Source organism: Xylanibacter ruminicola (assembly GCF_900142525.1).
Classification (GTDB): domain Bacteria; phylum Bacteroidota; class Bacteroidia; order Bacteroidales; family Bacteroidaceae; genus Prevotella; species Prevotella ruminicola_A.
This window is the reverse complement of record NZ_FRBD01000028.1, coordinates 1-24,741: the sequence shown is the minus strand read 5'-3', so window position 1 is coordinate 24,741 and position 24,741 is coordinate 1. Positions and strand designations below refer to the sequence as shown.

The window sequence follows — 24,741 nt, the reverse complement described above, 5'->3', positions numbered from 1 at the left end:
TCATAGGCTGCGGGTGAGGCCGATTAGGAAGCGGTGCGTATAAACGTGCTGCTTGAGGTTGTTAACTTGCGACTGCTGGTAGTTGCCTAAATAGGCCAGGCGGAGGGCCCATCTCTTGCTGTAATGCCAGTCGATAGCTGCTATCTGGCGGAATGTTGGGGCAGAGATAAACGTGGTGGGTACGATGTTGTGATCGTAGTTACCTAGATTAAATATCTCGTAATACGACTGTCCGAAGTTTGGACTGAACATCACACCAACTAACGGCAGGTTCAGCTCGTAGTGGGCTGTAAAGTGTTGCTGTCGGATGCTGAAATGATAGGCTGCTGTGGCCGATGGCATGATGTTGATGGCGGCTCGGGCCTGACCGGGATTGTTGCTTGAGGTCAAGTTATAGATGCCACCAATGCAGGCATTAGCTGTAGCACCTACCTGCAATCGCAGATTGTTGGCAGGGCGCAGATTGTAGTATCGCGCTAAATAAAGATTATAGGTACCCTCCAAGTCTGAGGCGCTGCTGTTGCGATGCCTGGTCTTCGAGAAATCCAGTTCGTGTTCGATAGTAGTGGTCCATCGGCGCAGTGTATCGGTATGGGCATTATCTTTTATGTAGAGGTAAGTGAAGCCCGTGCCGCTGTACTTCTCGGGGGTGAGGTAGGTGTCAAGGACTTTGCTTGGCCCCACACCTATCATGTGTGATGATGTTTGGGCTTTTGCGGCGAGGAGGGAGAATAATAGGAAGAAGAGTGTAATCACTCCACCCCTAGTCCATTCTTGCGTCCCTTCGGTAGCAAGCGCCCTTTTGGGTCGAGCGCCTCTCAAGAGGAGGGATTTTTTTCTCTTTTTCTTACTTAAAGTCCTCATTATCAAAGAGATTTAGCTGTCCGGTAAGTTCATCGCGAACTTGCTCTTCGCTCTTGCCGGCATCTGGATCAAGGTCCTCGTCTAGGTCCTCGGCCGAATCGGCCGAGGGGCTGGCGAGATCGCCAGCCAGGCTAGCATTACTAGATATACTAGCCTCGCTAGGGAATCTAGTTGGCTCGAGTTCCTCGAGACTAGCCAGAGCGTAGGTGGTTAGGCGCTTGCCTTTGGCCTTATAACCCTTAACGGCAATAAACTGTTCGGCATCTATCTCCTCGCTACCACGGAAAGCATCGGCACCGCCGTAGGTTATCTGGATGCGAGGGTAGGGGGTGTCGGTGAGCAACAACAACTGTGATGACGGATTGTCGCTCAGCCAGTTCTGCTTTTTCTTCGAGGCATCCATCTGGAATCGCTTCAGATATGGGTAGCCCTGGTTGTCGGCATCGTAGAGCACGGCAGTCCAAACCTTGTCGGCATCGTACTTCTCTATGCGCAGAATGTTGTCTTCGTAGTGGTTGTTCAGATCGAAGTTGCTCAGATAGTAATCACCGTTCTTCAGAATAATCAGTATCTGATCGTCGTCGAAGAACTCGCCCAACATCTGTCCGTGCTCGTCGTAGTTCAGACGGTTTACATCTGGGTCGAACCAAACCTTTCGTCCGCCTAAGGTAGAGTGACCGTGACTCTTCAGTCCGATACGGTGAACAGCATATTTGGTGAGCAGATTTCCCTTAGAGGCGCGACCCTTGATCATCACCTCCGAGAAGTCCTTCTCGATAAATATCTTCTTGATTTTCTGCGATGGATCGAGTGTTACCTTAATTACCTCGGCCTCACCATTCGGGTTGGCAGTGAAGTACATCACGCGTGAGCCTTCGGTACCCTGAGTCAGGTCGTACTCCTTGTCACGCGTCATACTGGTAACGTTGAATCGCTTGATGAAGCAGGCTCCCTTCTTTCCATCGCGGTAAACGGCGTTGTAGATGGTGCGCGAGTCGTTCTTCTTGAACACGTTTACATACAGGATGTTCTTGCCCACGAAGAGTTTCTCGGCTATGCGCACAATCTTGTATTTACCGTCTTTGTAGAAGATGATGACATCGTCGAGATCGGAGCAGTTGCACACAAACTCGTCCTTCTTCAGACCGGTACCGATAAAGCCGTCGGCACGGTTGATATACAATTTCTGGTTGGCCTCGGCCACCTTGGCAGAGTCGATGGTGTCGAAGTTGCGGATCTCAGTGAGGCGTGGATGATCCTTGCCATACTTATCCTTCAGGAACAGGAACCAGTTGGCTGTTACCTCCACCAGATTAGCCAGGTCGCGATCAATCTCCTCGATCTCGGCCTTCAGGCGTGCCATCAGTTCGTCGACCTTATCCTTATTAAACTTCAGGATGCGCTGCATCTTGATTTCGAGCAGCTTCAGGATATCGTCCTTGGTCACCTCGCGAATCATCTGTGGATAGTACGGTGTGAGTCGCTCGTCGATATGTTCGCAAACGGCATCTACGTCCGGTGCCTGTTCGAATTTCTTGTCCTTATAGATGCGTTCCTCGATGAAGATACGCTCCAGACTCTGGAAGTGCAGCTGCTCCAGCAGTTCGCCCTTGCGGATTTCCAGTTCCTGACGAATCAGGTCCTTGGTACGATCTACAGAGTGGCGCAGCACATCGCTCACGGTGAGGAACTGCGGCTTGTTGTCTTCGATGATACAGCAGTTGGGCGAGATGCTCACCTCGCAGTCGGTAAAGGCATAGAGGGCATCGATGGTCTTATCGCTCGATACGCCAGGAGCCAGATGCACCTGTATCTCTACCTCGGCAGCCGTGAGGTCTTCAACCTTACGGGCCTTGATCTTTCCTTTCTCGATGGCTTTTACGATAGAGTCCTGCAGGGTCTCTGATGTCTTTGAGAATGGTATCTCGCGGATAACCAGCGTCTTCTGATCTATCTTTTCGATCTTGGCACGTACCTTGATGACACCGCCACGCTGACCGTCGTTGTATTTCGATACGTCGATGCTTCCGCTGGTGGGGAAGTCGGGGTAGAGTGCAAACGGCTGCTCGTGCAGATAGCTGATGGCTGCATCGCATATCTCGTTGAAGTTATGTGGCAGGATCTTTGAGCTCAGTCCTACAGCAATACCCTCGGCACCTTGTGCCAACAGCAACGGGAACTTGACAGGGAGTGTGATAGGCTCCTTATTACGACCGTCGTACGACATTTTCCAGTCGGTAGTCTTTGGGTTGAATACCGTATCAAGTGCAAATTTGCTCAGTCGTGCCTCGATATATCGTGGTGCGGCTGCCGATGATCCGGTAAGGATGTTTCCCCAGTTACCCTGCGTGTCGATGAGCAGGTCCTTCTGTCCAAGCTGTACCAGAGCGTCGCCGATACTGGCATCGCCGTGAGGGTGGAACTGCATGGTGTGACCAACGATGTTGGCCACCTTGTTATATCGTCCATCGTCCATTCGTTTCATCGAGTGGAGGATGCGTCGCTGCACAGGTTTCAGTCCGTCGCCCAGATGGGGCACGGCTCGCTCCAGGATTACGTAGCTGGCGTAATCCAGGAACCAGTTCTGATACATGCCGCTTAGATGATGAACCGCTGCGGCATCAAAGCGGTTACTTGGTTTATAATCGGTATGCTGTTCCGACTCTAATACATCTTTTATTTCGTCGTCCATTATCTTTAACGGGTTTTCAGTTTGCCTGCAAAGGTACAAAAAAATCTAGAAAGAACAAAGTTTTTCTTTGTTTTTTCTAGATTGGCTAGCATCTCTAGCATAACTAGATATTCTAGCATAACTAGATATTCTAGCCAATCTAGATATTCTAGCTAGGCAAGCCATGCTAGAGATGCTAGTTATTCTTTTTATTCTTAAGCTGTTCTAGTTCTTTTTGTAATCTCTCGTTTTCTTGCTGTAATCTGTTAATTTCTTCTTTCTGGTTGGTGCGATAGCCAAGGCGGGCGGCTGTCATGCGCTCTTTGATGCCTCCTTCCTCAACAAATGTCTTCTGCAGGTTCTGCTGATAGCTGGTCATCATCTTATCAACAAAATGACATAATGATAAAGCGATGTTTGCCATCTCTTCATCATTCCATTTGTCGAAGTAGGGTTGATAATCTTCCAGTTTGTTGTGGTTCTTGCAGAAGTCTATCATTCTGGCGTATCTGGGATGATTTTTCTGCCAGAGTTTAAGTTGGCGTGATACCAGATAGTCTTCGTAATCTTCTTTCAGCTCTTTGATACTGGAGCGGGCTACATTCATCAGTTTGATTTCCATTTCCATCGATGTCACTCCATCGGCCGAGCCTTCTACGATATTCTGTTTACCTGAGCGTGCGGCTTGTACCATCTGATCTATCGTGCGATCGCCATGCTTTAGGTAGCGCTTTGCAAAGATGAAAGTCAGCTGATATAATACTTGTGACTTCTGATAGAAATATAGTGATTCCCAGTTAGGTTGACGGCGAAGTACATTCATTTTGGCGATTAATTTAATAACTAGATTATCTAGCATTACTAGCCGTACTAGATGTTCTAGTAGGGCTAGCGATGCTAGTATCATTTTAGAGGTTTGCAAGCTCTATCACCTTGTCGACTGCGGCAGTAAGGCCATCGGGGTTCTTACCACCTGCCTGGGCGAAGTGAGGCTGGCCACCACCGCCACCCTGCATCAGCTTAGCAGCTTCGCGTACCAGCTGACCGGCATTCAGACCGTGGTCTTTTACCATATCGTCGCTCAGCATGACATTAAGCATTGGTTTGCCGTCGAACACGGTACCTACTACACATACAAGGTGCTCAGGGCAGAGCTCGCGAACCTTGAATACCAAATCCTTGGCTGCATTAGGCATCATGTCGAACTTAGCTGTGATAACAGATACGCCATTTACGGTGCGGGCCTTGTTTACCAACTCTTTTGACAGATTTGCTACGCGTGCAGCCTGGAAGGCCTCGATTTCTTTCTTCATCGAGTCGTGCTCCTCAATATATTTTGCAATCACACCCTGCAGGTCCTTGGCATTGTTGAAGAATGCACGTACGGCACGCAGATTGTCTTCCATCACATACAACATTTCCTCGCACTCCTTACCGGTCTTAGCCTCGATACGACGGATACCGGCAGCCACGCTGCTCTCAGAGAGAATCTTGAAGAAACCGATGCGACCAGTGCTTGATGCGTGGATACCACCACAGAACTCGCATGAAGGACCGAAACGAACCACGCGAACCTTGTCACCATACTTCTCACCGAACAGGGCGATAGCACCGAGTTTCTTAGCCTCATCAAATGGTACATCGCGATGCTCATCAATGTGGATGTCCTGACGGATCATGTCATTTACCATGCGCTCAACCTCACGCAACTGCTCGTCGGTAACCTTCTCGAAGTGAGAGAAGTCGAAGCGCAGTGTGTCGGGGCTTACGAACGAACCCTTTTGCTCTACGTGGTCGCCCAGAATCTGCTTCAGTGCATAGTCGAGCAGGTGGGTAGCTGTATGGTTAGCGGCAGAGGCGTTACGCTTGTCGGTATCCACACAAGCCATGAACTGGGCAGTAGGATCCTTTGGCAGGGCCTTTACGATGTGTACGCTCTGACCATTTTCGCGCTTGGTGTCGATAATGTCGATGGTCTCGGCCTCGTTGCAGAGTACACCACAGTCACCTACCTGACCACCCATCTCGCCATAGAATGGGGTATAGTCGAGAACCAGCTCATAGAACTCGTTCTTCTTCTGGGTTACCTTGCGGTAGCGGATGATATGGCACTCGTATTCTGTATAATCGTAGCCTACGAAGATCTGCTCTCTAGCCTGACTAGCAGAACTAGCATTACTAGCATCACTAGCATCACTTGAGACTTCAACCCAATCGCTGTTCTCTACGGCAGCGGCGTTGCGGGCGCGCTCCTTCTGCTTCTGCATCTCTACGTTGAACTGCTCCTCGTTAACGGTGAAGCCGTTCTCGCGACAGATAAGCTCTGTCAGGTCGAGTGGGAATCCATAAGTATCGAATAGACGGAAAGCCTTTTCGCCGTTCAACTCCTTCTCTCCTTTACTCTTCATCTCCTGCATAGCATCGTTCAGCATGCCGATACCCTTTTCGAGGGTGCGCAGGAATGAATCCTCCTCCTCTTTAATCACCTTAGTTATCAGCTGCTGCTGAGCCTTCAGTTCTGGGAAGGCATCGCCCATCTCGGCAACGAGTGTTGGAACGAGCTTATGCAGGAATCCATCCTTCTGATTGAGGAAGGTATAAGCATAACGCACGGCACGGCGCAGGATTCGGCGAATCACATAACCAGCCTTGGCGTTAGAAGGCAGCTGACCATCGGCAATCGAGAATGCTACGGCACGCAGGTGGTCGGCGCAGACGCGCATGGCTACGTTGATACTAGCCTGGCTAGCAGAACTAGCCGAACTAGCCTGACTAGCATCACTAGATTTACTGGCCTCTTCTTCCTCGAAGGTATAGTATTTGAGGCCGGTAATCTGCTGCTCGGCCTTGATGATTGGCTGGAAAACATCGGTATCGTAGTTAGAGTGCTTGCCCTGCATCATACGAACCAGGCGCTCGAAGCCCATACCGGTATCGATCACGTTCATACTCAGCTTCTCAAGACTTCCATCAGCCTTGCGGTTGAACTGCATGAATACCAGGTTCCAAATCTCGATCACCTGTGGATCGTCCTGGTTAACCAACTCACGACCAGTCTTGCCGCTGGCAGCCTTCTGCTCGGGAGTACGAGAGTCAACGTGAATCTCAGAGCAAGGACCGCAAGGACCTGTATCGCCCATCTCCCAGAAGTTGTCGTGCTTGTTACCGTTGATGATGTGATCCTCGGGTACATGCTTTGCCCAGTACTTGGCAGCCTCGTCATCGCGAGGAATGTTCTCCTCAGGTGAACCCTCGAACACTGTAACATAGAGATCCTCTGGATTCAGCTTGAGCACATCTACCAGATACTCCCAAGCCATATCGATGGCACCCTCCTTGAAATAGTCGCCGAAACTCCAGTTGCCCAGCATCTCGAACATGGTGTGATGGTAGGTGTCGTGACCAACCTCTTCCAGGTCGTTATGCTTTCCGCTAACACGCAGGCACTTCTGTGTATCCGCTCGACGACGTGGCTCAGGGTCACGTGTGCCGAGAATAATATCTTTCCACTGGTTCATACCTGCATTCGTAAACATCAGCGTGGGGTCATCCTTGATCACCATAGGGGCTGATGGTACGATAGCGTGCTGTTTCGACTCGAAAAACTTCTTGTAAGAGTCGCGAATCTCGTTTGCTGTCATCATCTTACTTCTTATTTGACAATTTACTATTTCACTATTTGGGGTGCAAAGGTACGAATAAACAAGCGAAATACAAAATAAAAATCCATTTTTTCTTTTCGTTCAAAAATATTTTGTATCTTTGCGGCGAAATAGAAATGAATTATGGCACTTAATCTGAAAAAGAATCTCAAGACTTACTACTCCATCAGGGAGGTAGCAGAGATGTTCGACCTGAATGAGAGCACTTTGCGCTATTGGGAGCAGGAGTTTACATTCTTGAGGCCGAAGACCTCAGGCACAGCCAAGATACGTCAGTATCAGGAGAAAGATATCGAACAGATCAGATTGATACATAATCTGGTAAAGATACGCGGTTTCAAGATATCGGCTGCACGTGAAATACTACAGAAGAACCGCAAAGGAGCCGATACCAAGGCGAATGCTCTTGAAGCACTGATAGAAATGCGTTCGGAGCTTGAAAAACTGAGAGATCACTTAGACATGTTATAAATAAAAAGAGAATCCCCGCCAACCGGCGGGGATTTCCTTTTTATCTCTTATGACCTCCGAACTCGTTCTTGGTCTTTTCTTTGAATTCAGCACCTTCTTTCAGCATTTCCTTCACGGCGCGCTCCAGCTGAGTGTCGTGTCCGTTAATAAAATCGTCAGGACTATTGTATACTACAATGTCGGGATTCAACGGTGTATTCTCACCGTAGTCACCACGAATATCGATACGTCCTACCTGTGGAATGCCGAAGATGATGCCGTTAACCAGTGTCTCCCACCAAACGCTGGTAGAAGTTCCTGCAACAGGGGCACCGATAACCTTACCAATCTTCATATCCTGATACAGTCGTGGGAATCCGCATGCATTGCTATAGTCATCCTCGCAGACAAGTACACACGAAGGCTTGTTCCACTGAGCAGAAGGCTCGATACCGAGATACTTGCCGTGAGCCATGAAGTGGGAGTGCTGGCGTCCGTTCAGCAGTCTACATAAGTCATCATGCAGATAACCACCACCATTATGACGCTCATCTACAATGACAGCGTCGCGCTCGCGATTGTCCTCATTCAGCAGCTCTTCGTAGAGTTTGCGGAAGCTGTTGCCGTTCATCGATGGAATATGAACATAGGCAATGCGCCCACCTGAGATACTATCTACGAACTGGCGGTTACGCTCAACCCATCTGTCGAAAAGCAGTGAGTTGAATGCCGACAATGAGATGGCTTTGATGATTACATTCTTGCCCCCGATAGTCAGTCTGACATTCTTTCCGGTCTTGTTTAACAGAAGAGGATAAAAGTCTTCGCCCTTCTTGATAGGTGTGCCATCGATGGCTTCGATGATGTCGCCAGCCTTAACACCTGTGTTGCGAACAGCCAGTGGACTACCCTTTACTATTTCGGCAATCTTCAGACCGTCGCCCTTATAGCTCTCGTCGAAGAATACACCAAGCGAGGCGGTGCGGAACTTGATGCTACGGTTATAGCGTGCACCGGTATGTGATGCATTCAGCTCGCCCAGCATCTCGCCCAACATGTCGCGGAAGTCGTATTCGTTGTTGATATATGGCAGGAACTTCTCATAGATCTTCTTGTATCCGGCCCAGTCAACGCCATGCATGTCGGCACGGTAGAACTTATCGTTTACCTGGCGCCAGATGTGGTCGAACAGATTCTTGCGCTCTGCATATGGACGGTAGTTGAATGGTGCCTCGAACTCGATAGTGGTACGACGGCCCTTTGGAATCTCAATGCGCTTGATACCGCCCTTAGAGAGTGCGAAGAGGTTCTTGCCCTTCTTGTCGGCCTTAAGCGAACCTGAACCGATAGCATTCAGAATCACTTCTTTTTTGTCCTCCAGCAGATCGTACTTATACAGATGGTAATCTTCGTCGTAAGCTGCTTCATAGTAAAGCGTGTCGCCCTTAGTAGTCATGAAGGCATCGCCCATGCGGGTAGAATGGTCGGTGAGGCGAACGGTACGCTTACGGGCATTCTCAAGGTCGAATACCAATGGTGCATTGGCATCTTTCTTGTCAGCCTTATGCTGTTCGTCGTAGATAGCCTTCTCTTCCTTGGTCATCATGAAGCGCTCGTAGGCGTCGATATCGAAGAACATGATGAAGAAGTCGGTATGATAACCGTGACCGCCGTGGTTCTTATAACCTCTGCGGTTGCTCTTGAACAGCATAGCCTTACCGTCCAGAGCCCAGTGAGGATTCATGTCGGAGTAGCCACTGTTAGTGAGGTTGTATGGCTTCTTCTTACCTGAAGCATCAATCAGCGCGATGTCGTCGTGATGATAACCGCCATCGCCAAAATAGGTAGCTAATAGCCATTTGCTGTCGGGACTCCACTCAAAATCAATGTCGCCATCGGAATATGAGAATACGTTCTTGCCATCCATCACGGTGCGAATCTGCTTGGTGCCCAGATTGATGATACGCAGTGTGCCGCGGTCCTCAAAGAAGGCCACCTCTTTGCCGTCGGGACTATACTGGGGCTGTAGTGAGGTCTTGTTCTTTTTGGTCAGCTGTTCCTCAATCAGATCGCTGGCATAGGTGAACTGCTTTTCTTCCTTGTTCTTAATCTTAGTTTGGTAGATGTTCCAACTGCCGTTGCGCTCTGAAGCATATACGATACTACGACCGTCGGGGGCAAAACATATATTACGCTCCATCTCGGGGGTGTCGGTAATCTGTTTCGTCGTTTTGTATTCAACCGATGTCACGTAAACATCGCCATGCATCACGAAAGCAATCTCCTTGCCACTGGGCGAGGGGAATACTTCAGTAGCACCCTTGGTAGCTACTTCTGGAATCAGATCGCGATCCACACGGTCACCGGTGATATAGATGTTGATACGCTGTGGTTTACCTCCCTGGTGGAGTGTGTATATCTCGCCATCGTAACCATAGCAAAGTGTTCCGTCTTGAGCTGACGACAGGAATCTTACCGGGTTTGTCTGGTGATAAGTGATCTGCTGTTTCTGTGAGCCGTCAAGGTTGCGATACCAGATGTTGAATGAACCATTCTGCTCGCTCAGGTAATAAAATCCTTTGCCGTCAACCGACCATACTGGTGTACGGTCTTCGCCAGCAAAGTCGGTCAGTTTGGTGTGCTTACCCTTCGACAGCAGCCAGATATCGCGGCAGATAGGCGACTGGTGATGCTTACGGAAAACATCTTCGCCACCTTTGGTGTCGTGGTACAGAATATCGCCCGTCTTGCGGTTGATGTTCATATCGGCCAGCATCAATGCAGAGAACAGGTGTGGACGACCGCCTTTGACATTTACTTCGTAAACCTGTGAAAATTTGGATACAGGTGCAATGATCGACTGCTTAGTAGGCATATCGGCCATACTGAAGATAACGTTGTCGTTATCCTTGAAACCTATGACTGACTTGTTATGACTACTTGTGGTAAGCATTTTTGGCTCACCTCCGGTACTTGGAATCACATAAACGTTCATGGCTCCTTCACCACGGTCGGATACGAATGCAATCTTACTTCCGTCTGGACTCCAGACGGGTTTTGCTTCGTAGGCAGGGTTTGTGGTCAGCTGTTTAGCTGTTCCACCTGTTGAAGGAACTGTGTATAGATCGCCTTTATATGCAAATGCGATTGTGCTGCCGTCGGGCGAGATGGCACAATAGCGCAACCATAACGGACGCTCCTGGGCAGTGACAGCTGCCGACAGCAGAGTGGTTAAAACTAGTAGGAGTAATTTCTTCATATATAAATAATGTGTAATTAGTTGCTTATTGTAGGGGAATCCAATTGTCGTTGCGGGCGAAGACTGTTTGCAGGGTGATTTTCGCCGCTTCGGCTTTTGACAACTGTCGACTCCATGCTACGCGCTGCTTGGGCTGTGCACCCTCGCCACGGTTGTTGTATTCCATATAACGGGCTGTCTTTTCGTTCTCTGGGTTACGCCAGTTCTCCCACCCCTCGGCATTGATATGCCCTGCCAGCTGACAGTTCATGAACAATGTGTAGGCATAGGGGCGCCATGGTCGGCCCAGATAAACCTTTGTAGCCTGACCTCCGGCTGTCAGTCGGCAGTTGTTGAATATATAACCGAAAGGCTGATCCTTAGGCGTTGAGGCTGCAGTGACGTACGAGTTGATAAGACTCTCGATGGTGCAGTCTTCGAACCATGCTGTAGACGGGCCGAAAATGAAATCGGTAGTGCCGCAGATGTAGCAACCCTTAAAGTAGAGTCGTGTGCCAGCCAGACCGGTATACACGGTATCCTGATGTCCCACGAATCGGCAGTTGATAAACACCAGACGGTCACCCTCGGTATGTAGAGCCACAGCCTGTCCTAGACGGGCAGAGTTGTTCTCGATGGTGATGTTCTTCAGTGTGATGTCGTTGCCTTCTATCTTCAGCGTGTAGGTGCGGAAAGTGCCCATGGGCTTTCCCGTCTCAGGGCGCTTGATGTTGGCATGATCATCGTAAGTGATGATGGTCTTATTCACATCCTCGCCACAAATCTCGATGTTCTGTACCCATGATGGGATAATCAGTTTCTCTTTATATGTGCCATTCTTAACAAATATCACCTTGTGATAATCCATAAAGGCACGGCATACCTCGATGGCTTCGTCGACGGTACGGAACTCGCCCGTACCATCTCTTGATACAACAATCGTATCAGGATTGTCGTATTTGCTGGCAGCGCTTGCAGCGCAAGAGACCATGATGGCCAGTAATAGTAGTAGTTTTTTCATCTTTTATAACTAGTTTGTTTACATAATTTCGGCGATTTCTTTCAGATCCTGAATCTTCTTCAGGTTCTCCATGATGGCGCGTACATTTTCGCGGTCATGCACTCGCATTTCGATGGTACCCTCAAAGATACCTTCTTCGCAGGTGATGAGAATCTTGTGGATGTTGACATTCATCTGCGACGAAATGACCTGTGTAATGTCGTTGAGCATTCCCATACGGTCGATACCGCTGATGCGGATGGTAGCATCGAAGTAGAGCTTGCGGTGCATGTCCCATTTGATATCGAGAATGCGGTTGCCATAGCTGGTCTTCAGCTTAGCTGCTACCGGACAGGCACGCTTATGTATCTCAATCTGATTCTTGTTGTTGATGTAACCCAAGGCATCGTCGCCTGGAATAGGGTGACAACAGCCCATGAACTTATACTGTTTGATATTCTCTTCGGAGATGTAGATGGGCTTCTTGCGGTTGAACTTGTCGGGCACTACAAACAGCTCCTGCTTGGCCGACTCCTCTTTTTTCTTCTTGTCGCCACCAACAAATGGTATGTACTTTCGCCATCCCTTGTTGTTGTCGTCATCTTTGTTCTTGCCGTTCAGCTCGTCGATGTCTTTCTCGCCCAGTAGTACTATTTTCTCGCCTAGAGCCAGGAAGAAGTCGGCGCGGCCGCGGTATTCATGAAACTCGGTCAACTTGTCGGCCAGGGCCGTTGTGGGTTCAAAGCCGTTCTTCTTCAGGAATGCGTTCAGTATCTCCTCGCCCTCGCGCTGGGTCTCGCGGTTGTCACGACGCAGTATGGCCTGAATCTTGGCCTTTGCCTTGGCGGTAGATACGAAGTTGATCCATCCGGCATTGACATGCTGTGACTTCGATGTGAGAATCTCCACCTGGTCGCCGCTCTGCAGCTTATAGCTCAGTGGCACCAACTTGTGGTTTACCTTGGCACCGATACAGTGGCTGCCCAGGAAGGTGTGAATAGAGAAAGCGAAGTCGAGCGCTGTACAGCCTGCAGGGAGTGTGCGTATCTCGCCCTTAGGTGTAAATACGAATATCTCGCTGGCAAAGAGGTTGAGCTTGATGGTGTCCAGAAAGTCCATAGCATCGGGCTGTGGGTCGTCCAGGATTTCCTTGATTGTACGCAGCCACTCGTTCAACTCGTTCTCGTCTTCGGTGTATTCCTCCTCAACGCCGTCCTTGTATTTCCAGTGTGCGGCAAATCCCTGTTCGGCAATCTCGTCCATGCGGTCAGAGCGTATCTGTACCTCTATCCACTGTCCCTGTTTCGACATCAGTGTTACATGCAAAGCCTGATAGCCGTTGGCTTTTGGCTGACTGAGCCAGTCGCGCAGACGGTCGGGGTGACTCTTGTAAATCTTCGATATGGCTACATAAATATTGAAGCACTCGTTCACCTCTTCGTTGCGGTTATTAGGCGTAAAGATGATACGTACTGCCAGTATGTCGTATATCTCCTCAAAGCTCACGTGCTTGTTCTGCATCTTATTCCATATAGAATAAGGTGTCTTTACGCGCTCCTTGATCTCGTATTTGATGCCCATCTGCTTCAGAGCATCCTCGATAGGACTGGTGAACTGCGAGAACAACTCGTCACGCTCGTCACTGGTCAGCTTCAGTTTCGACTCTATCGATGCATATTCGTCGGGATGTTCGAACTTAAAGCTCAGATTTTCCAGTTCCGACTTGATCTTGTTCAGTCCCAAACGGTTGGCCAGTGGGGCATATATATATAAGGTCTCGCCTGCAATCTTATATTGCTTGTTGGCAGGCTGACTCTCCAGCGTTCGCATGTTGTGCAGACGGTCGCATATCTTGATGATGATCACGCGGATGTCATCGCTCATCGTCAACAGCAGTTTCTTGAAGTTTTCTGCCTGTGCCGAGGCTTGTTCGCCGAAGATTCCACCACTGATCTTTGTCAGTCCGTCTACAATCTGTGCTATCTTGGCACCAAAGATGTTCTCGATATCTTCTACGGTATAATCGGTGTCCTCGACCACATCGTGCAGCAGGGCGGCACAGATACTGGTAGAACCCAGTCCAACCTCCGAACAGGCAATCTGGGCAACAGCGATGGGGTGCATGATATATGGCTCGCCCGAGAGTCGGCGTACTCCCTTGTGGGCCTGACGTGCAAAGTTGAAGGCCTTAGTGATAAGGTCGACTTTCTTACGATGACGCGACGAGATATAGTCGTTCAGCAGCTGCTGAAACGCCTCGTTAATCATCTGCTCATCTCTTTCCTCCTGTGTTATTTGCTTCTCTTCTGCCATATTCCCATTTTATATTTTTCCTACGGATTATACGGATTTTACAGATTATTTCTTTTCGGTATTATTAATCCGATTGATCCGTATAATCCGTAGGCTTTATTTTTTATCTTCTTCTTCTCTTGCGCGACTTTGTGGCTTTACTGCGGCGTGATTTGCTGGTTGCCTTGCCGCGACGTGCGTTGCGCCCCTTGCGGGCACTGGCTCGGCGACCGCGCTTGGCTACCTTACTGCGGAAGGTTGGCAGGTCGTCGTTCACATCTACTACGGCACGCTTGGTGAGCAACTCGCTGGCACGATAGCTATAGATAGAATCCTGCATGTCGATAAATCGGCCGGTGTCAGCCATTGGCAGTCGGATAGCGTATGGCTTGTTGGCGCCTGGCACAATGTCGCGACGGTATTGCGGGTTCAGTGAGCGCAGCATCTCGATGTCCAGATCCAATACCTTGGCTATCTGCTCCAAGTGTACATCGCGGTCTACAACCACAGTGTCGGTTTGTAGTGGCAGTCGGGTACTCATCGGACAGATACCATGCTCACAGTAGTATGTCATGGCATAGTTGGCTGCAATAAATGCAGGTACGTAACCACGAGTCTCGGCGGGCAGATATGGGTACAGTCGCCAGTAGTCCTTCTCGCCACCCGAGCGGTGTATGGCCTTATTGATGTTGCCTGGTCCGCAGTTGTAGGCGGCAATAACCAGGTTCCAATCGCCGAAGATACGATACAGGTCGCGCAGATAGCGTGCTGCTGCATACGATGATCTAACCGGGTCGCGACGTTCATCAACCAGCGAGTTGACCTCCAGTCCGTATTGCTTACCTGTGCCTAGCATGAACTGCCACAGTCCTGTGGCGCCTACACGTGATACGGCCCTTGGGTTCAAGGCGCTCTCAATAACAGGCAGGTACTTGAGCTCAAGTGGCACCTGATATGCCTCGAGTGCCTCTTCGAATATGGGTACGTAGAAGTTTGTGGCTCCCAGCATATAGCTCACTGAATGGCGCAGGCGTGCCATGTATCGGTCGATGAATCGCTGTACGATATCGTTGTATGCCATCTCCATCACTGTTGGCATACGGCGAAGTCGGTCTATATACTCTTCAGGAGTAAACAATGGGTTCTCGTCCTTCATCTCGCAATCGCCCGGCATGCTCAGATAGTTCTTCGACATATAGAGGCTCATCAGACTGTCGAGATTATAAGTCATGGCCTCAGGGAAATCGATGAATTCGGTGTTACCCTGTTTGTCAACTACTGAGATTTCGTCTTCTATAGGCACGAACAATGAGTCAACTTCCTCCTCGTCATCATCGTCTATCACTGTCTGCGCAGCAACAGGCGAAGTGAACAGTGAGAGGTTGAAAGTGAAAAGTAATGTTCCCACTTTCAGCCACTTGTTCATACCGTTTACATTCTTAATATTATTTATAATCATAATCATCCATTAATTACAACTCCTCATCTCCTTCAAAACCTTACACTGCACTGCAGTCCTACTGCCGCGTCAAGCGGATTCTTCGAGGTGTGATTGTCGAGTACTGTTGGCTCGATTCTCAGACTCAGGTCTTTCGATATATCGAAAACCGACAATTCTGCATCTACATAAGCGTCGACTACCGATAGTGCATAAACGCCAACCAGCACAAAGAAACTCATGTCGCGCCAGCGGCGGTAGCGGTCTTTTCGCTTTTTAAACAGATCTTTATATCGGTCTTTATTGCTGTCGTTAATCTGTGCACCAAGGTGCAGAAACTGGTTGTAACTCTGTGTGGCCGGGTCGCTATCTGTCAGGTCAAGATATGCCTGCGAATAGTCCTTGTACATGGTGTTGTTCCAGTTCATGGCGTACAGACAACCCAGGAATCCGCCATATACCAGCGGCAACTTCCAATATTTGCGGTTGTATATCTGTCCGCCGCCCGGAATGACCAGCGCCAGCCACAGAGCTCGCTTGGGGTCGGGGCGCCACAGATTCATGTCCCTCGCGGGATTCTTGGGAATCCGTGCCGAATCGATCAGTACCGACATCTCGTTATTAATCGACTGCTTTAACGAGTCGTCCTCTAGCGGCTCTTGCGCCTTGGCGGCACTTGTCACCAGAGTAAGGAGCATACCCGTTAGCCACAGTTTGCTTGTTCTCCTCATTTCTGACCTTTCTTCACTTTGTCGAATACCTGCATGATGTACTCCAGTTCGTCCTCGTTTGAGAAGTTAATACTGAATTTGCCTTTCATCTGGGGCGAGCAGGTCATTGTAACTTTTGTTTTAAACAGTTCCGACAGACGGTCTCTCAGAATGCTGTACTCCAGTGGCAACTGCTTGGGGTCAATCAGTTTCTTAACCTCCTGCAGTGGCTCACCTTTCTTCATCCTCTGTACTATCTCTTCTATCTTACGTACCGAGTAACCATTGCGATGTGCATCCTTATATAGCTTGAGCTGTGCCGACGGGCTGTCGAGCGACAGCAGTGCACGGGCGTGGCCCATGTCTATATCCCTGTTCTTCAGGGCCATCTGTATCTGTGCAGGTAGTTTCAGCAGTCGCAGGTAGTTGGTAATCGATGCGCGGCTCTTGCCAAGTCGCTCCGACATACGCTCCTGAGTCATACCTGTTGTCTCGGCCAAGCGCTGATAGGCTAGTGCTATCTCAATGGCATTCAGGTCTTCACGCTGAATATTCTCGGCTAGAGCCATCTCCATCACGTGCTCATCGCCGGTAGCCATGATATATGCTGGCAACTCTTTCAAACCAGCCATGTTCGATGCTCTCCAACGGCGCTCACCAGCAATAATCTGGTAGTGGTTGCCCTCCATCTGTCTGACGGTGATGGGTACAATCACGCCAATCTCGCGGATGCTGACAGCCAACTCCTTCAGTGCGCTCTCGTCGAACTCGTGTCGAGGCTGGTCGGGGTTGGGCTCTATCTGTTCAATAGGCAGCATCAGTAGGTTTGCTGTGCCTTTTGTTCTGATGTCGTTAGTGTTTATCAGTGCATCTAGTCCAAGGCCTCTGCCCGAACCAATATTATCCAGTCCGCGTCCCAAGACGCTACGGTCGTATTTCTTCTTAACAGCCATAATTTATTTTCTGTTCTTGTATATGATTTCCTGAGCCAAAGCCAGATGGTTCTTGGCACCCGTCGATTCTGCATCGTAAAGGATGGCGGGCAGTCCATGGCTCGGAGCTTCTGATAGTTTCACGTTTCGCTGTATAACGGTCTTGAACACCAGTTCCTGGAAGTGACGTTTCACCTCGTCGTAGATCTGGTTGGCCAGACGCAGACGACTGTCGTACATTGTCAGCAGGAATCCCTCAATCTCCAGCATGGGGTTCAGTTTGTTCTTGATGATTTTGATGGTATTCAGCAACTTGCTGATACCCTCAAGTGCAAAGTATTCGCACTGTACGGGGATGATAACCGAGTCGGCAGCAGTCAGTGCGTTAACAGTGATGAGGCCCAGCGATGGTGAGCAGTCTATCAGTATGTAGTCGTACTCATCGCGTATTGGGTCGAGCATGTTCTTAAGCACTTTCTCGCGATCAGCCAGATTCAGCATCTCTATCTCGGCACCTACCAGATCTATGTGGCTGGGCACTATGTCCAGACCATCGATATCGGTGGTGTACACGGCTTCGTGAACGTCGGCTTTGTTGATGATACATTCGTATAGTGAGCAGTCAACTTCCTTAATGTCGACTCCCAAACCGCTCGATGCGTTGGCCTGAGGGTCGGCGTCGACTACGAGAACAGTCTTCTCCAGCGTGGCCAGCGAAGCTGCCAGGTTGATGGTTGTCGTTGTTTTACCGACACCGCCTTTTTGGTTTGCTAAAGCAATAATCTTACCCATTTTCTTCAGTTCTATCTTGATAAAAATAAGAAATTTGGCCACAAAGTTACACATTTCTTATGAGAAAACGCTGCTTTTTAAACCTTTTTTCGTACTTTTGCACGCAAATCATAATTATTTTATGGAAATTAAACGACCTTTATTGCTCATTTCGAATGATGACGGTTATCAGGCAAAGGGTATAAACTGCCTGATAGAAATGCTCAAGGATATAGCCGACATCATTGTATGTGCTCCCGATGATGCCCGCAGCGGATACTCGTGTGCTTTCTCGGCTGGTATCCCCTTGCGACTGAATCTGCACCACAAAGAGGATGGGGTAGAGGTGTGGTCGTGCAACGGCACACCTGTCGACTGTGTGAAAATGGCTTTGGTAGAGTTATGCCCTCGCCGTCCGGATATGGTGATTGGTGGTATCAATCACGGCGATAATGCTTCGGTAAATACGCACTACAGTGGTACTATGGGTGTTACCATCGAGGGATGCCTGAAATATATTCCGTCGGTGGCTTTCTCGCTTTGCAATCAGCATGCCGATGCCGACTTTGAACCTCTGCGCCCCTATGTTAGGCAGATAACCCAGCGGATACTGGCCGAGGGACTGCCCAAGGGTGTGTGCCTGAATGTGAATTTCCCTCTGGTTGAGGCTTATAAGGGTGTGAAAGTATGCCGAATGGCGTATGGCACCTGGTATAACGAGACGGTGAAGTGTCATCATCCCCGCGGTTATGACTATTGGTGGATGGTAGGTCACTATCGCAATGATGAACCAGAGGCTGAGGATACCGACAACTGGGCCTTGTCGCACGGCTACATCGCCATCACCCCTACCCGGATTGACGTCACCGCCTACGAGGCGATGGATAAAATTAAAGGCTGGAACTTATGAGGTATTACTTAATAGTTGGTGAGGCCTCGGGCGACCTGCATGCGTCACATCTGATGCACTCGTTGAAAGAAATTGACGCAAATGCGCAGTTTCGCTTCTTCGGTGGCGATATGATGACTGCTGTAGGTGGTACCCGTGTGCGTCATTATAAGGAACTGGCCTACATGGGCTTTATTCCTGTGTTGTTGCATTTACCAACTATTCTTCGCAATATGAAGATGTGTAAGCAGGATATCGTAGCGTGGCAGCCCGATTGTGTGGTGCTGGTAGACTATCCTGGTTTTAATCTCAAGATTGCCGAGTATGTAAAATCTCATACAAACATACCGGTGTTTTACTATATCTCACCGAAGATTTGGGCTTGGAAGGAGTATCGTATCAAGAACATCAAGCGCGATGTCGACGAGTTGTACTCAATCCTCCCGTTCGAGGTGGATTTCTTTGAGAAGAAACATAACTATCCCATACATTATGTAGGTAATCCCACGGCTGATGAAGTGCGCGAGTTTTGTGGGCGCGGTGGCGCGGTGGTACGAGGGGATGATAGAATCATCGCTCTCCTGGCGGGCTCGCGTAAACAGGAAATTAAGGATAACCTGCCGCCGATGCTGGAGGCAGTGAAGGGGTATGAAAATAATTACCAGATTGTGGTGGCTGGTGCTCCCGGTATAGCTCCCGAATACTATCAAGAGTTTATGAAGGGCTCTCAGGCAGAAATCGTGTTCGGCAAGACTTACGACTTGTTGTCGAAAGCCCATGCAGCGCTGGTCACCAGTGGTACTGCTACTCTGGAGACATGCTTGTTCGGTGTTCCACAGGTGGTGTGCTATAAGACGCCGTTGCCTCAGATTGCCGGCTTTGTCCGTCGCCACATGTTGAAAGTAAAATATGTTTCGCTTGTCAACCTAGTGGCAGGTCGCGAGGTAGTCAAAGAACTTGTGGCCGAAAGTTTCTCGGTGGCCAATATACGTACCGAACTTGCTAAGATCCTCAGTGGTGATGCAAGAGAGGAGATGTTGGAGGGCTATCTAGAGGTATCGCGTGCGTTGGGCGATGAGAAAGCCCCCGACAATGCGGCAAGAATGATGTATAACTTGCTAAATAATTAAAAACATGAAACAATTACTATCCTTACTTGGGTTCGATGTCGAGAAGCACTCGATGAGAACTGAGTTTGTGGCCGGACTGACCACATTCCTCACCATGTCTTACATACTGGCTGTTCATCCTCAGATGCTGAGCGATGCCGGTATGGATAAAGGTGCTTTGTTTTCAGCCACAGCCATTTCGGCCGCTGTAGCTACTCTCGTCATGGCGTTCTATGCCAAATTGCCGTTTGCCCTGGCTCCAGCCATGGGCATCAATGCCTTCTTTGCCTACACACTGGTCATCACTATGGGCTACACCTGGCAGGAGGCACTGGCTGCCGTACTCATCGAGGGTATCGTGTTTATACTGCTCACCATCTTCAAGGTTCGTGAGGTCATCGTTAATGCCATTCCGCAGAATCTGCGTTATTCTATCTCGGTGGGCATCGGTATCTTTATTGCCTACATCGGACTCAAGAACGGTGAAATTATCGTGGCCAGCGATTCGTCGATGACAACTCTTGGAGTATGGAGTGCAACCTCTGTACTTGCTGCCCTTGGTGTGCTGTTGGGTGCTATCCTTCTTTCGCAGAACGTACGTGGTGCACTGTTCTATACTATTATGATTGTTACAGCAGTTGGTGTGCCCTTCGGCGTTACCCATTTGCCCGATGATTTCGCGTTTATCAGTAGCCCTCAGTCGCTGGCACCCATCGCTTTCAAGTTCGATTTCTCGCGCTTCGTGGCGCTCGATTTTAACTACTATGTTGTGGTGTTTGCGTTGCTGTTTATGGATTTGCTCGACACATTGGGTACTCTTGTAGGTACCGCAGCCAGTGCCGGACTTGTTGATTCCAGAATAGGCGAGAACCGTAGCATCGGTCGCGCCCTGATGGCCGATGCCGTTGGTACCACTTTCGGTGCTATGTGTGGTACTTCAACCGTTACCACCTTTGTAGAGAGTACCACTGGTGTTACCGAGGGTGGTCGCACCGGTCTCACATCCTTCTGGGTGGCCGTATGGTTCATCTTGGCGCTGTTCTTCTCGCCATTGTTCCTGTGTATCCCTGGCGCAGCTACTACATCGGCACTTGTGCTGGTAGGTGTGTATATGATGAGGGCCGTAACCAAGATAAATCTTAAGGATTTCACCGAGGCTTTGCCCAGTTTCGTTGTGATGGTAACCATGCCGTTCACCGCCAGTATCTCCGAGGGAATCGTGCTGGGCCTTATCTCGTATGTGGTCATCAAGGCGTGTACATTCCGTTTCAAAGAGATTTCGCCTATCATGTGGGTTCTGACTGTATTCTTCGTACTCAAATACATTATATAATTAATCATTCATATATTTAGTAGAAAGATGAAAAAGTTTTTTTCTTTGGTGTTGATGGCTGTAGCAGCTCTCAGCGTAAACGCACAGAATGTGCAGTTGCATTATGACTTCGGTCGTAACATCTATTCTAATCAGGAGGATGGTCGTCAGAAGGTAACTATGACTCTCGAGCAGTTCAAGGCCGACCAGTGGGGTTCATGGTATTACTTTGTTGATGTCGACTTCACCAACAAGTTTGTTGAGAGTGCTTATACTGAGATCTCTCGCGAGTTTAATATCGGTAACAAGGGTTTTGCTGCCCATGTGGAGTACAATGGCGGATTGAACCGTTTCCAGTCATTTCAGCAGGCTGCTCTGATTGGTGCTGCCTACAATGGTCACAATGCCGATTTCTCTAAGACTTGGAGTGCTCAGCTGATGTATAAGCGCTTCTTCAAGAGCTACGAAGGCACCTCAGCTTATAACTCTGTACAGTTTACTGGCGTATGGGGTCTGAACTTTGCCAATAAGAAGTGCACCTTCTCAGGTTTCTTCGATCTCTGGCGCGGTGAGAAAGCTAATGGCCACGGCCAGTTGGTATTCCTCAGTGAGCCCCAGTTCTGGTACAACTTCACCAACCACTTCAGCGTTGGTACCGAGATTGAGCTAAGTAATAACTTTATCTATAACACTTACGACGATCATTCATTCTTCGTGAATCCCACTCTCGCCGTTAAGTGGAACTTCTAAAATATTAAATCCTCGCCAACTGGCGAGGATTTAATATTTAACTACATAACTTTTCATGGCAATAAGACTGTTATTATCGCAGTTTTGTTGCCTATATTATTTTTTTTGGATTTTATTTGGTTGTTTCTAAACTATTGGGATGAGTCACGGGGTCTCTTTTGATCATTTTCTCGTTATTTCTTTTGCGGATTATAAATAAGTTTGTATCGATTTGTAATCGAATTAATAAACCATCGGTAATAATGGCAAAACAGATTAGAAAGAAAAGCGGGACTGGTCTCCGTCAGTTATCTAGACTTACGGGAGTTTTGTTTGGTGTTATACAAAAGTTGTGATCAAGCCATGATTATTTTGCAATGATACTGTCTAAGTAGCTGAAAAGAAAAAAAGAAGGATTGAAGTGCTCGATTTTTTTAAAAAATATGTATCTTTGTAGCGTTGTTCTTAGGAACACGCAGAGTGAATGACAATAACTATCAAAACAAAACATCAATATGAGTAAGAGTAAAAAAGCAATCTGGTCAGCAATCTTCATCCTTGCACTCTGTGGAATGACGACGTTGGTGTCGTGTACTGACAACATAGACAATACAGGCTTTTTGCCTCAGGATGAAACGTCTTCGGCAAAGGATAACCTCCCTTGGCCCCTTTACGACAATATGGACACCGTGAACTACCGTCCGGGCGACAATTTCTATATGTACTGCAACGGCACCTATTGGAAAAACGCCGACATGATGGGTAAGAAAATCGTTGGTCTTTACGATACAGAAATGGTGGAGGCGTTGAAGCTGCTGAAGGGCAGCGTGACGAACCCTACGTATGAGCAGTTGGAGGCGCATGAAAACGTACAGGTGACCAACGACCAGTTCTATGCTTTCCTGAAGCCTTTCTTTGAAATGATAGACGGCATCCAGAGCTATGAAGATGCCTTCCGGGTGGCGGGTGAACTGAAAAAGGCTGGTGCGCTGAAGATTTTCAATCTTTATTTATCGGCCAATAAAGTAATAACCGTTTATGTTGACACGGGGGGACCGATAGATGCTGAAGATGAGCATTTGGCTTTTATGGAGAGTGATAATCTTGATGATGTGTACCAATATTTTGCAACCCATACAGGTGAGTTTGACTGGCTAAAAGCTGTTGAGGAGGAGGCATATTGGGAGGCTCATGAGGAAGAGTCGGCAGAATATGAGGCCAGGGCAGATGGGCTGGTGAAACAATATATGCTGCCGGCTATGGGCTTGAAAGCGGCTGATCTTAATTATCAAAGAGGCTTTAAAAACTGGCTTCGTACGCCTATTGAAGAGTTAAAGGCCTATTTGAAGACGAAGTTATTCCGCGACTTTGCCGCTTTCGCCAACCAGCAAGGGCATGAATATATGAAGGTCAGGGCGTGGGATTTCGAAACGCCATACACTTACGGAATGTATATGACTAAGAAGCTAAAAACATACCTTGATGGTCGACTGGTGATTGAGCGTTATGTATCCCCCCAACTTAAGCTTGAAGTGGAAAGCCTCTGCGAAGAGATGCGGGATGCCTACTGTAAGCATATCCAAAACGTGGCTTGGGCAAGCCCCTCTACCAAGGATTACGCCATAAACAGAATGAAAAACATACAATTCCATGTTGGGAGTCCGGACCGCTGGGTGGCGGATTTTCCTGACTTAAGCCATTGTACCAATATGCTGGAAGATATGCAGGCTATTTATCAGGAATATGTCATGATGCATCTCAGGCTGGTGGGTGCCTCGTATAAAGAAAATACCATGAATTTTGAGGCGATGACGAGATTTCCCTTGCTGACAGATCAGTCGTTTCACGAGGAAGACTGCAATAGTGTCGTTATATTTGCACCGTTTATGTTGCCTCCTTTCTACGAGCAAAATATGCATCCGGCTATGAAATATGGTATGCTGATGAGTGTGATTGGTCACGAACTGACACATGCCATTGGGTCATACGGCTCAACCCTTGATGAGTGGGGAGATGATTATGACTGGATGCCGACACAGGACAGGGCGGCGTTTGAGGCCTTGCAGCAACGGCTGATAGAACTCTATAACGGATTTATACCGCTTCCTGATTATCCGGATACCCGTACCAACGGAGAGAAGACGCTAGAAGAGAACTTGGCCGATATCTGTGGAGTGGAGGTGGCTCACAGTGCCTTTGTAGCCTACTGTCAAAAGCAGGGATTCAAGGGAGAAGACCTGGACAAAATGGAACGTAAGTTCTTCCAAGGCTATGCGGAATATTTCCGTTCGAAATACGGCTATGCTTTTTATAATTATTTTAAGAATGATTGGTATGCATTTGACAAGGAGCGCGTAAACGGTGTGGTCATGAACATGGACCGCTGGTATGAACTCTACAATGTGCAGCCGGGCGACAATCTCTACTTGAGGCCAGAGGACAGAATCCATATATGGTGAGGTGATATCATCAATACCATAATATGTAAACGCTTAATGATACTACTAAAGTTTCGCAAGTGATGGCGCACCTGCATAATTTAACATAAAATAGGAATAAAAAAGGCTTCGAAGTTTCAAGGATGAGTCACGGGGTCTCTTTTGATCATTTTCTCGTTATTTCTTTTGCGGATTATAAATAAGTTTGTATCGATTTGTAATCGAATTAATAAACC

The 24,741-nt window shown here is 48.5% G+C and carries 17 protein-coding genes; 6 read left to right on the top strand and 11 right to left on the bottom strand.

What is annotated here, in order from left to right:
• From BUB86_RS15295 to alaS, 4 genes are all read right to left on the bottom strand, one after another.
• Entirely contained in the window at window positions 1–864 is an 864-nt protein-coding gene (locus BUB86_RS15295) for a DUF3316 domain-containing protein (RefSeq protein WP_081373286.1), read from the bottom strand.
• The gene (locus BUB86_RS15285) at window positions 848–3,556 is read right to left on the bottom strand and encodes a DNA gyrase/topoisomerase IV subunit A (RefSeq protein ID WP_073211112.1); all 2,709 of its coding nucleotides are present in this window, start codon (window positions 3,554–3,556) and stop codon (window positions 848–850) included. Before BUB86_RS15285 ends, BUB86_RS15295 begins: the two co-directional genes overlap by 17 nt.
• A gap of 175 nt (window positions 3,557–3,731) precedes the next feature.
• A complete protein-coding gene (locus BUB86_RS15280) occupies window positions 3,732–4,358 on the bottom strand; it encodes a four helix bundle suffix domain-containing protein (protein WP_254795189.1) in 627 nt (208 codons plus the stop codon).
• Between the two features lie 85 nt (window positions 4,359–4,443).
• Entirely contained in the window at window positions 4,444–7,179 is a 2,736-nt protein-coding gene (gene alaS / locus BUB86_RS15275) for an alanine--tRNA ligase (protein WP_073211106.1), read from the bottom strand.
• A gap of 141 nt (window positions 7,180–7,320) precedes the next feature.
• Between alaS and BUB86_RS15270 the strand changes: the two genes are divergently transcribed.
• Window positions 7,321–7,668 (top strand): MerR family transcriptional regulator, encoded by a 348-nt coding sequence (locus tag BUB86_RS15270; RefSeq protein ID WP_073211102.1) that lies wholly within the window; start codon window positions 7,321–7,323, stop codon window positions 7,666–7,668.
• Between the two features lie 40 nt (window positions 7,669–7,708).
• On the opposite strand, the gene BUB86_RS15265 is transcribed toward BUB86_RS15270, so the two are convergent.
• From BUB86_RS15265 to BUB86_RS15235, 7 genes are all read right to left on the bottom strand, one after another.
• Window positions 7,709–10,906, bottom strand: coding sequence for a S41 family peptidase (locus tag BUB86_RS15265; RefSeq protein ID WP_073211099.1), 3,198 nt, complete (start codon window positions 10,904–10,906; stop codon window positions 7,709–7,711).
• 25 nt (window positions 10,907–10,931) lie between these two features.
• Window positions 10,932–11,906: a pectinesterase family protein gene (locus tag BUB86_RS15260; RefSeq protein ID WP_073211097.1), complete on the bottom strand. Its 975-nt coding sequence runs from the start codon at window positions 11,904–11,906 to the stop codon at window positions 10,932–10,934.
• Between the two features lie 18 nt (window positions 11,907–11,924).
• Window positions 11,925–14,198: a RelA/SpoT family protein gene (locus BUB86_RS15255; protein ID WP_073211094.1), complete on the bottom strand. Its 2,274-nt coding sequence runs from the start codon at window positions 14,196–14,198 to the stop codon at window positions 11,925–11,927.
• Window positions 14,199–14,301: 103 nt separating this feature from the next.
• A complete protein-coding gene (locus BUB86_RS15250; protein WP_081373287.1) occupies window positions 14,302–15,603 on the bottom strand; it encodes a lytic transglycosylase domain-containing protein in 1,302 nt (433 codons plus the stop codon).
• Between the two features lie 65 nt (window positions 15,604–15,668).
• Entirely contained in the window at window positions 15,669–16,346 is a 678-nt protein-coding gene (locus BUB86_RS15245) for a DUF5683 domain-containing protein (RefSeq protein WP_073211091.1), read from the bottom strand.
• Window positions 16,343–17,278 carry a ParB/RepB/Spo0J family partition protein gene (locus BUB86_RS15240; protein WP_073211087.1) on the bottom strand — a complete coding sequence of 312 codons (936 nt, stop codon included), beginning with the start codon at window positions 17,276–17,278 and terminating at the stop codon, window positions 16,343–16,345. The genes BUB86_RS15245 and BUB86_RS15240 overlap by 4 nt, the downstream gene beginning before the upstream one ends.
• Before the next feature lie 3 nt (window positions 17,279–17,281).
• Window positions 17,282–18,049: a ParA family protein gene (locus BUB86_RS15235; RefSeq protein WP_073211160.1), complete on the bottom strand. Its 768-nt coding sequence runs from the start codon at window positions 18,047–18,049 to the stop codon at window positions 17,282–17,284.
• 121 nt (window positions 18,050–18,170) lie between these two features.
• Here BUB86_RS15235 and surE point away from each other — a divergent pair, with 121 nt between their 5' ends.
• The 5 genes from surE (at window position 18,171) to BUB86_RS15210 (ending at window position 24,526) form a co-directional block, all read left to right on the top strand.
• A complete protein-coding gene (gene surE, locus BUB86_RS15230; protein ID WP_073211084.1) occupies window positions 18,171–18,938 on the top strand; it encodes a 5'/3'-nucleotidase SurE in 768 nt (255 codons plus the stop codon).
• On the top strand, window positions 18,935–20,047 hold the full coding sequence (gene lpxB, locus BUB86_RS15225; protein WP_073211081.1) for a lipid-A-disaccharide synthase: 1,113 nt from the start codon (window positions 18,935–18,937) through the stop codon (window positions 20,045–20,047). Before surE ends, lpxB begins: the two co-directional genes overlap by 4 nt.
• Window positions 20,048–20,051: 4 nt before the next feature.
• Window positions 20,052–21,359: an NCS2 family permease gene (locus BUB86_RS15220; protein ID WP_073211077.1), complete on the top strand. Its 1,308-nt coding sequence runs from the start codon at window positions 20,052–20,054 to the stop codon at window positions 21,357–21,359.
• 27 nt (window positions 21,360–21,386) lie between these two features.
• Complete coding sequence (locus tag BUB86_RS15215; RefSeq protein WP_073211074.1) at window positions 21,387–22,088, top strand: DUF5020 family protein; 702 nt, start codon at window positions 21,387–21,389, stop codon at window positions 22,086–22,088.
• 494 nt (window positions 22,089–22,582) lie between these two features.
• Complete coding sequence (locus BUB86_RS15210) at window positions 22,583–24,526, top strand: M13-type metalloendopeptidase (protein WP_081373285.1); 1,944 nt, start codon at window positions 22,583–22,585, stop codon at window positions 24,524–24,526.
• The last annotated feature ends 215 nt before the right edge of the window (window positions 24,527–24,741 follow it).

Bases quoted from the DNA above. Each gene is read 5' to 3' on its own strand.
- BUB86_RS15295 (WP_081373286.1), bottom strand. From the start codon at position 864: ATGAGGACTTTAAGTAAGAAAAAGAGAAAAAAATCCCTCCTCTTGAGA.
- BUB86_RS15285 (WP_073211112.1), bottom strand. From the start codon at position 3,556: ATGGACGACGAAATAAAAGATGTATTAGAGTCGGAACAGCATACCGAT.
- BUB86_RS15280 (WP_254795189.1), bottom strand. From the start codon at position 4,358: ATGAATGTACTTCGCCGTCAACCTAACTGGGAATCACTATATTTCTAT.
- alaS (WP_073211106.1), bottom strand. From the start codon at position 7,179: ATGATGACAGCAAACGAGATTCGCGACTCTTACAAGAAGTTTTTCGAG.
- BUB86_RS15270 (WP_073211102.1), top strand. From the start codon at position 7,321: ATGGCACTTAATCTGAAAAAGAATCTCAAGACTTACTACTCCATCAGG.
- BUB86_RS15265 (WP_073211099.1), bottom strand. From the start codon at position 10,906: ATGAAGAAATTACTCCTACTAGTTTTAACCACTCTGCTGTCGGCAGCT.
- BUB86_RS15260 (WP_073211097.1), bottom strand. From the start codon at position 11,906: ATGAAAAAACTACTACTATTACTGGCCATCATGGTCTCTTGCGCTGCA.
- BUB86_RS15255 (WP_073211094.1), bottom strand. From the start codon at position 14,198: ATGGCAGAAGAGAAGCAAATAACACAGGAGGAAAGAGATGAGCAGATG.
- BUB86_RS15250 (WP_081373287.1), bottom strand. From the start codon at position 15,603: ATGAACAAGTGGCTGAAAGTGGGAACATTACTTTTCACTTTCAACCTC.
- BUB86_RS15245 (WP_073211091.1), bottom strand. From the start codon at position 16,346: ATGAGGAGAACAAGCAAACTGTGGCTAACGGGTATGCTCCTTACTCTG.
- BUB86_RS15240 (WP_073211087.1), bottom strand. From the start codon at position 17,278: ATGGCTGTTAAGAAGAAATACGACCGTAGCGTCTTGGGACGCGGACTG.
- BUB86_RS15235 (WP_073211160.1), bottom strand. From the start codon at position 18,049: ATGGGTAAGATTATTGCTTTAGCAAACCAAAAAGGCGGTGTCGGTAAA.
- surE (WP_073211084.1), top strand. From the start codon at position 18,171: ATGGAAATTAAACGACCTTTATTGCTCATTTCGAATGATGACGGTTAT.
- lpxB (WP_073211081.1), top strand. From the start codon at position 18,935: ATGAGGTATTACTTAATAGTTGGTGAGGCCTCGGGCGACCTGCATGCG.
- BUB86_RS15220 (WP_073211077.1), top strand. From the start codon at position 20,052: ATGAAACAATTACTATCCTTACTTGGGTTCGATGTCGAGAAGCACTCG.
- BUB86_RS15215 (WP_073211074.1), top strand. From the start codon at position 21,387: ATGAAAAAGTTTTTTTCTTTGGTGTTGATGGCTGTAGCAGCTCTCAGC.
- BUB86_RS15210 (WP_081373285.1), top strand. From the start codon at position 22,583: ATGAGTAAGAGTAAAAAAGCAATCTGGTCAGCAATCTTCATCCTTGCA.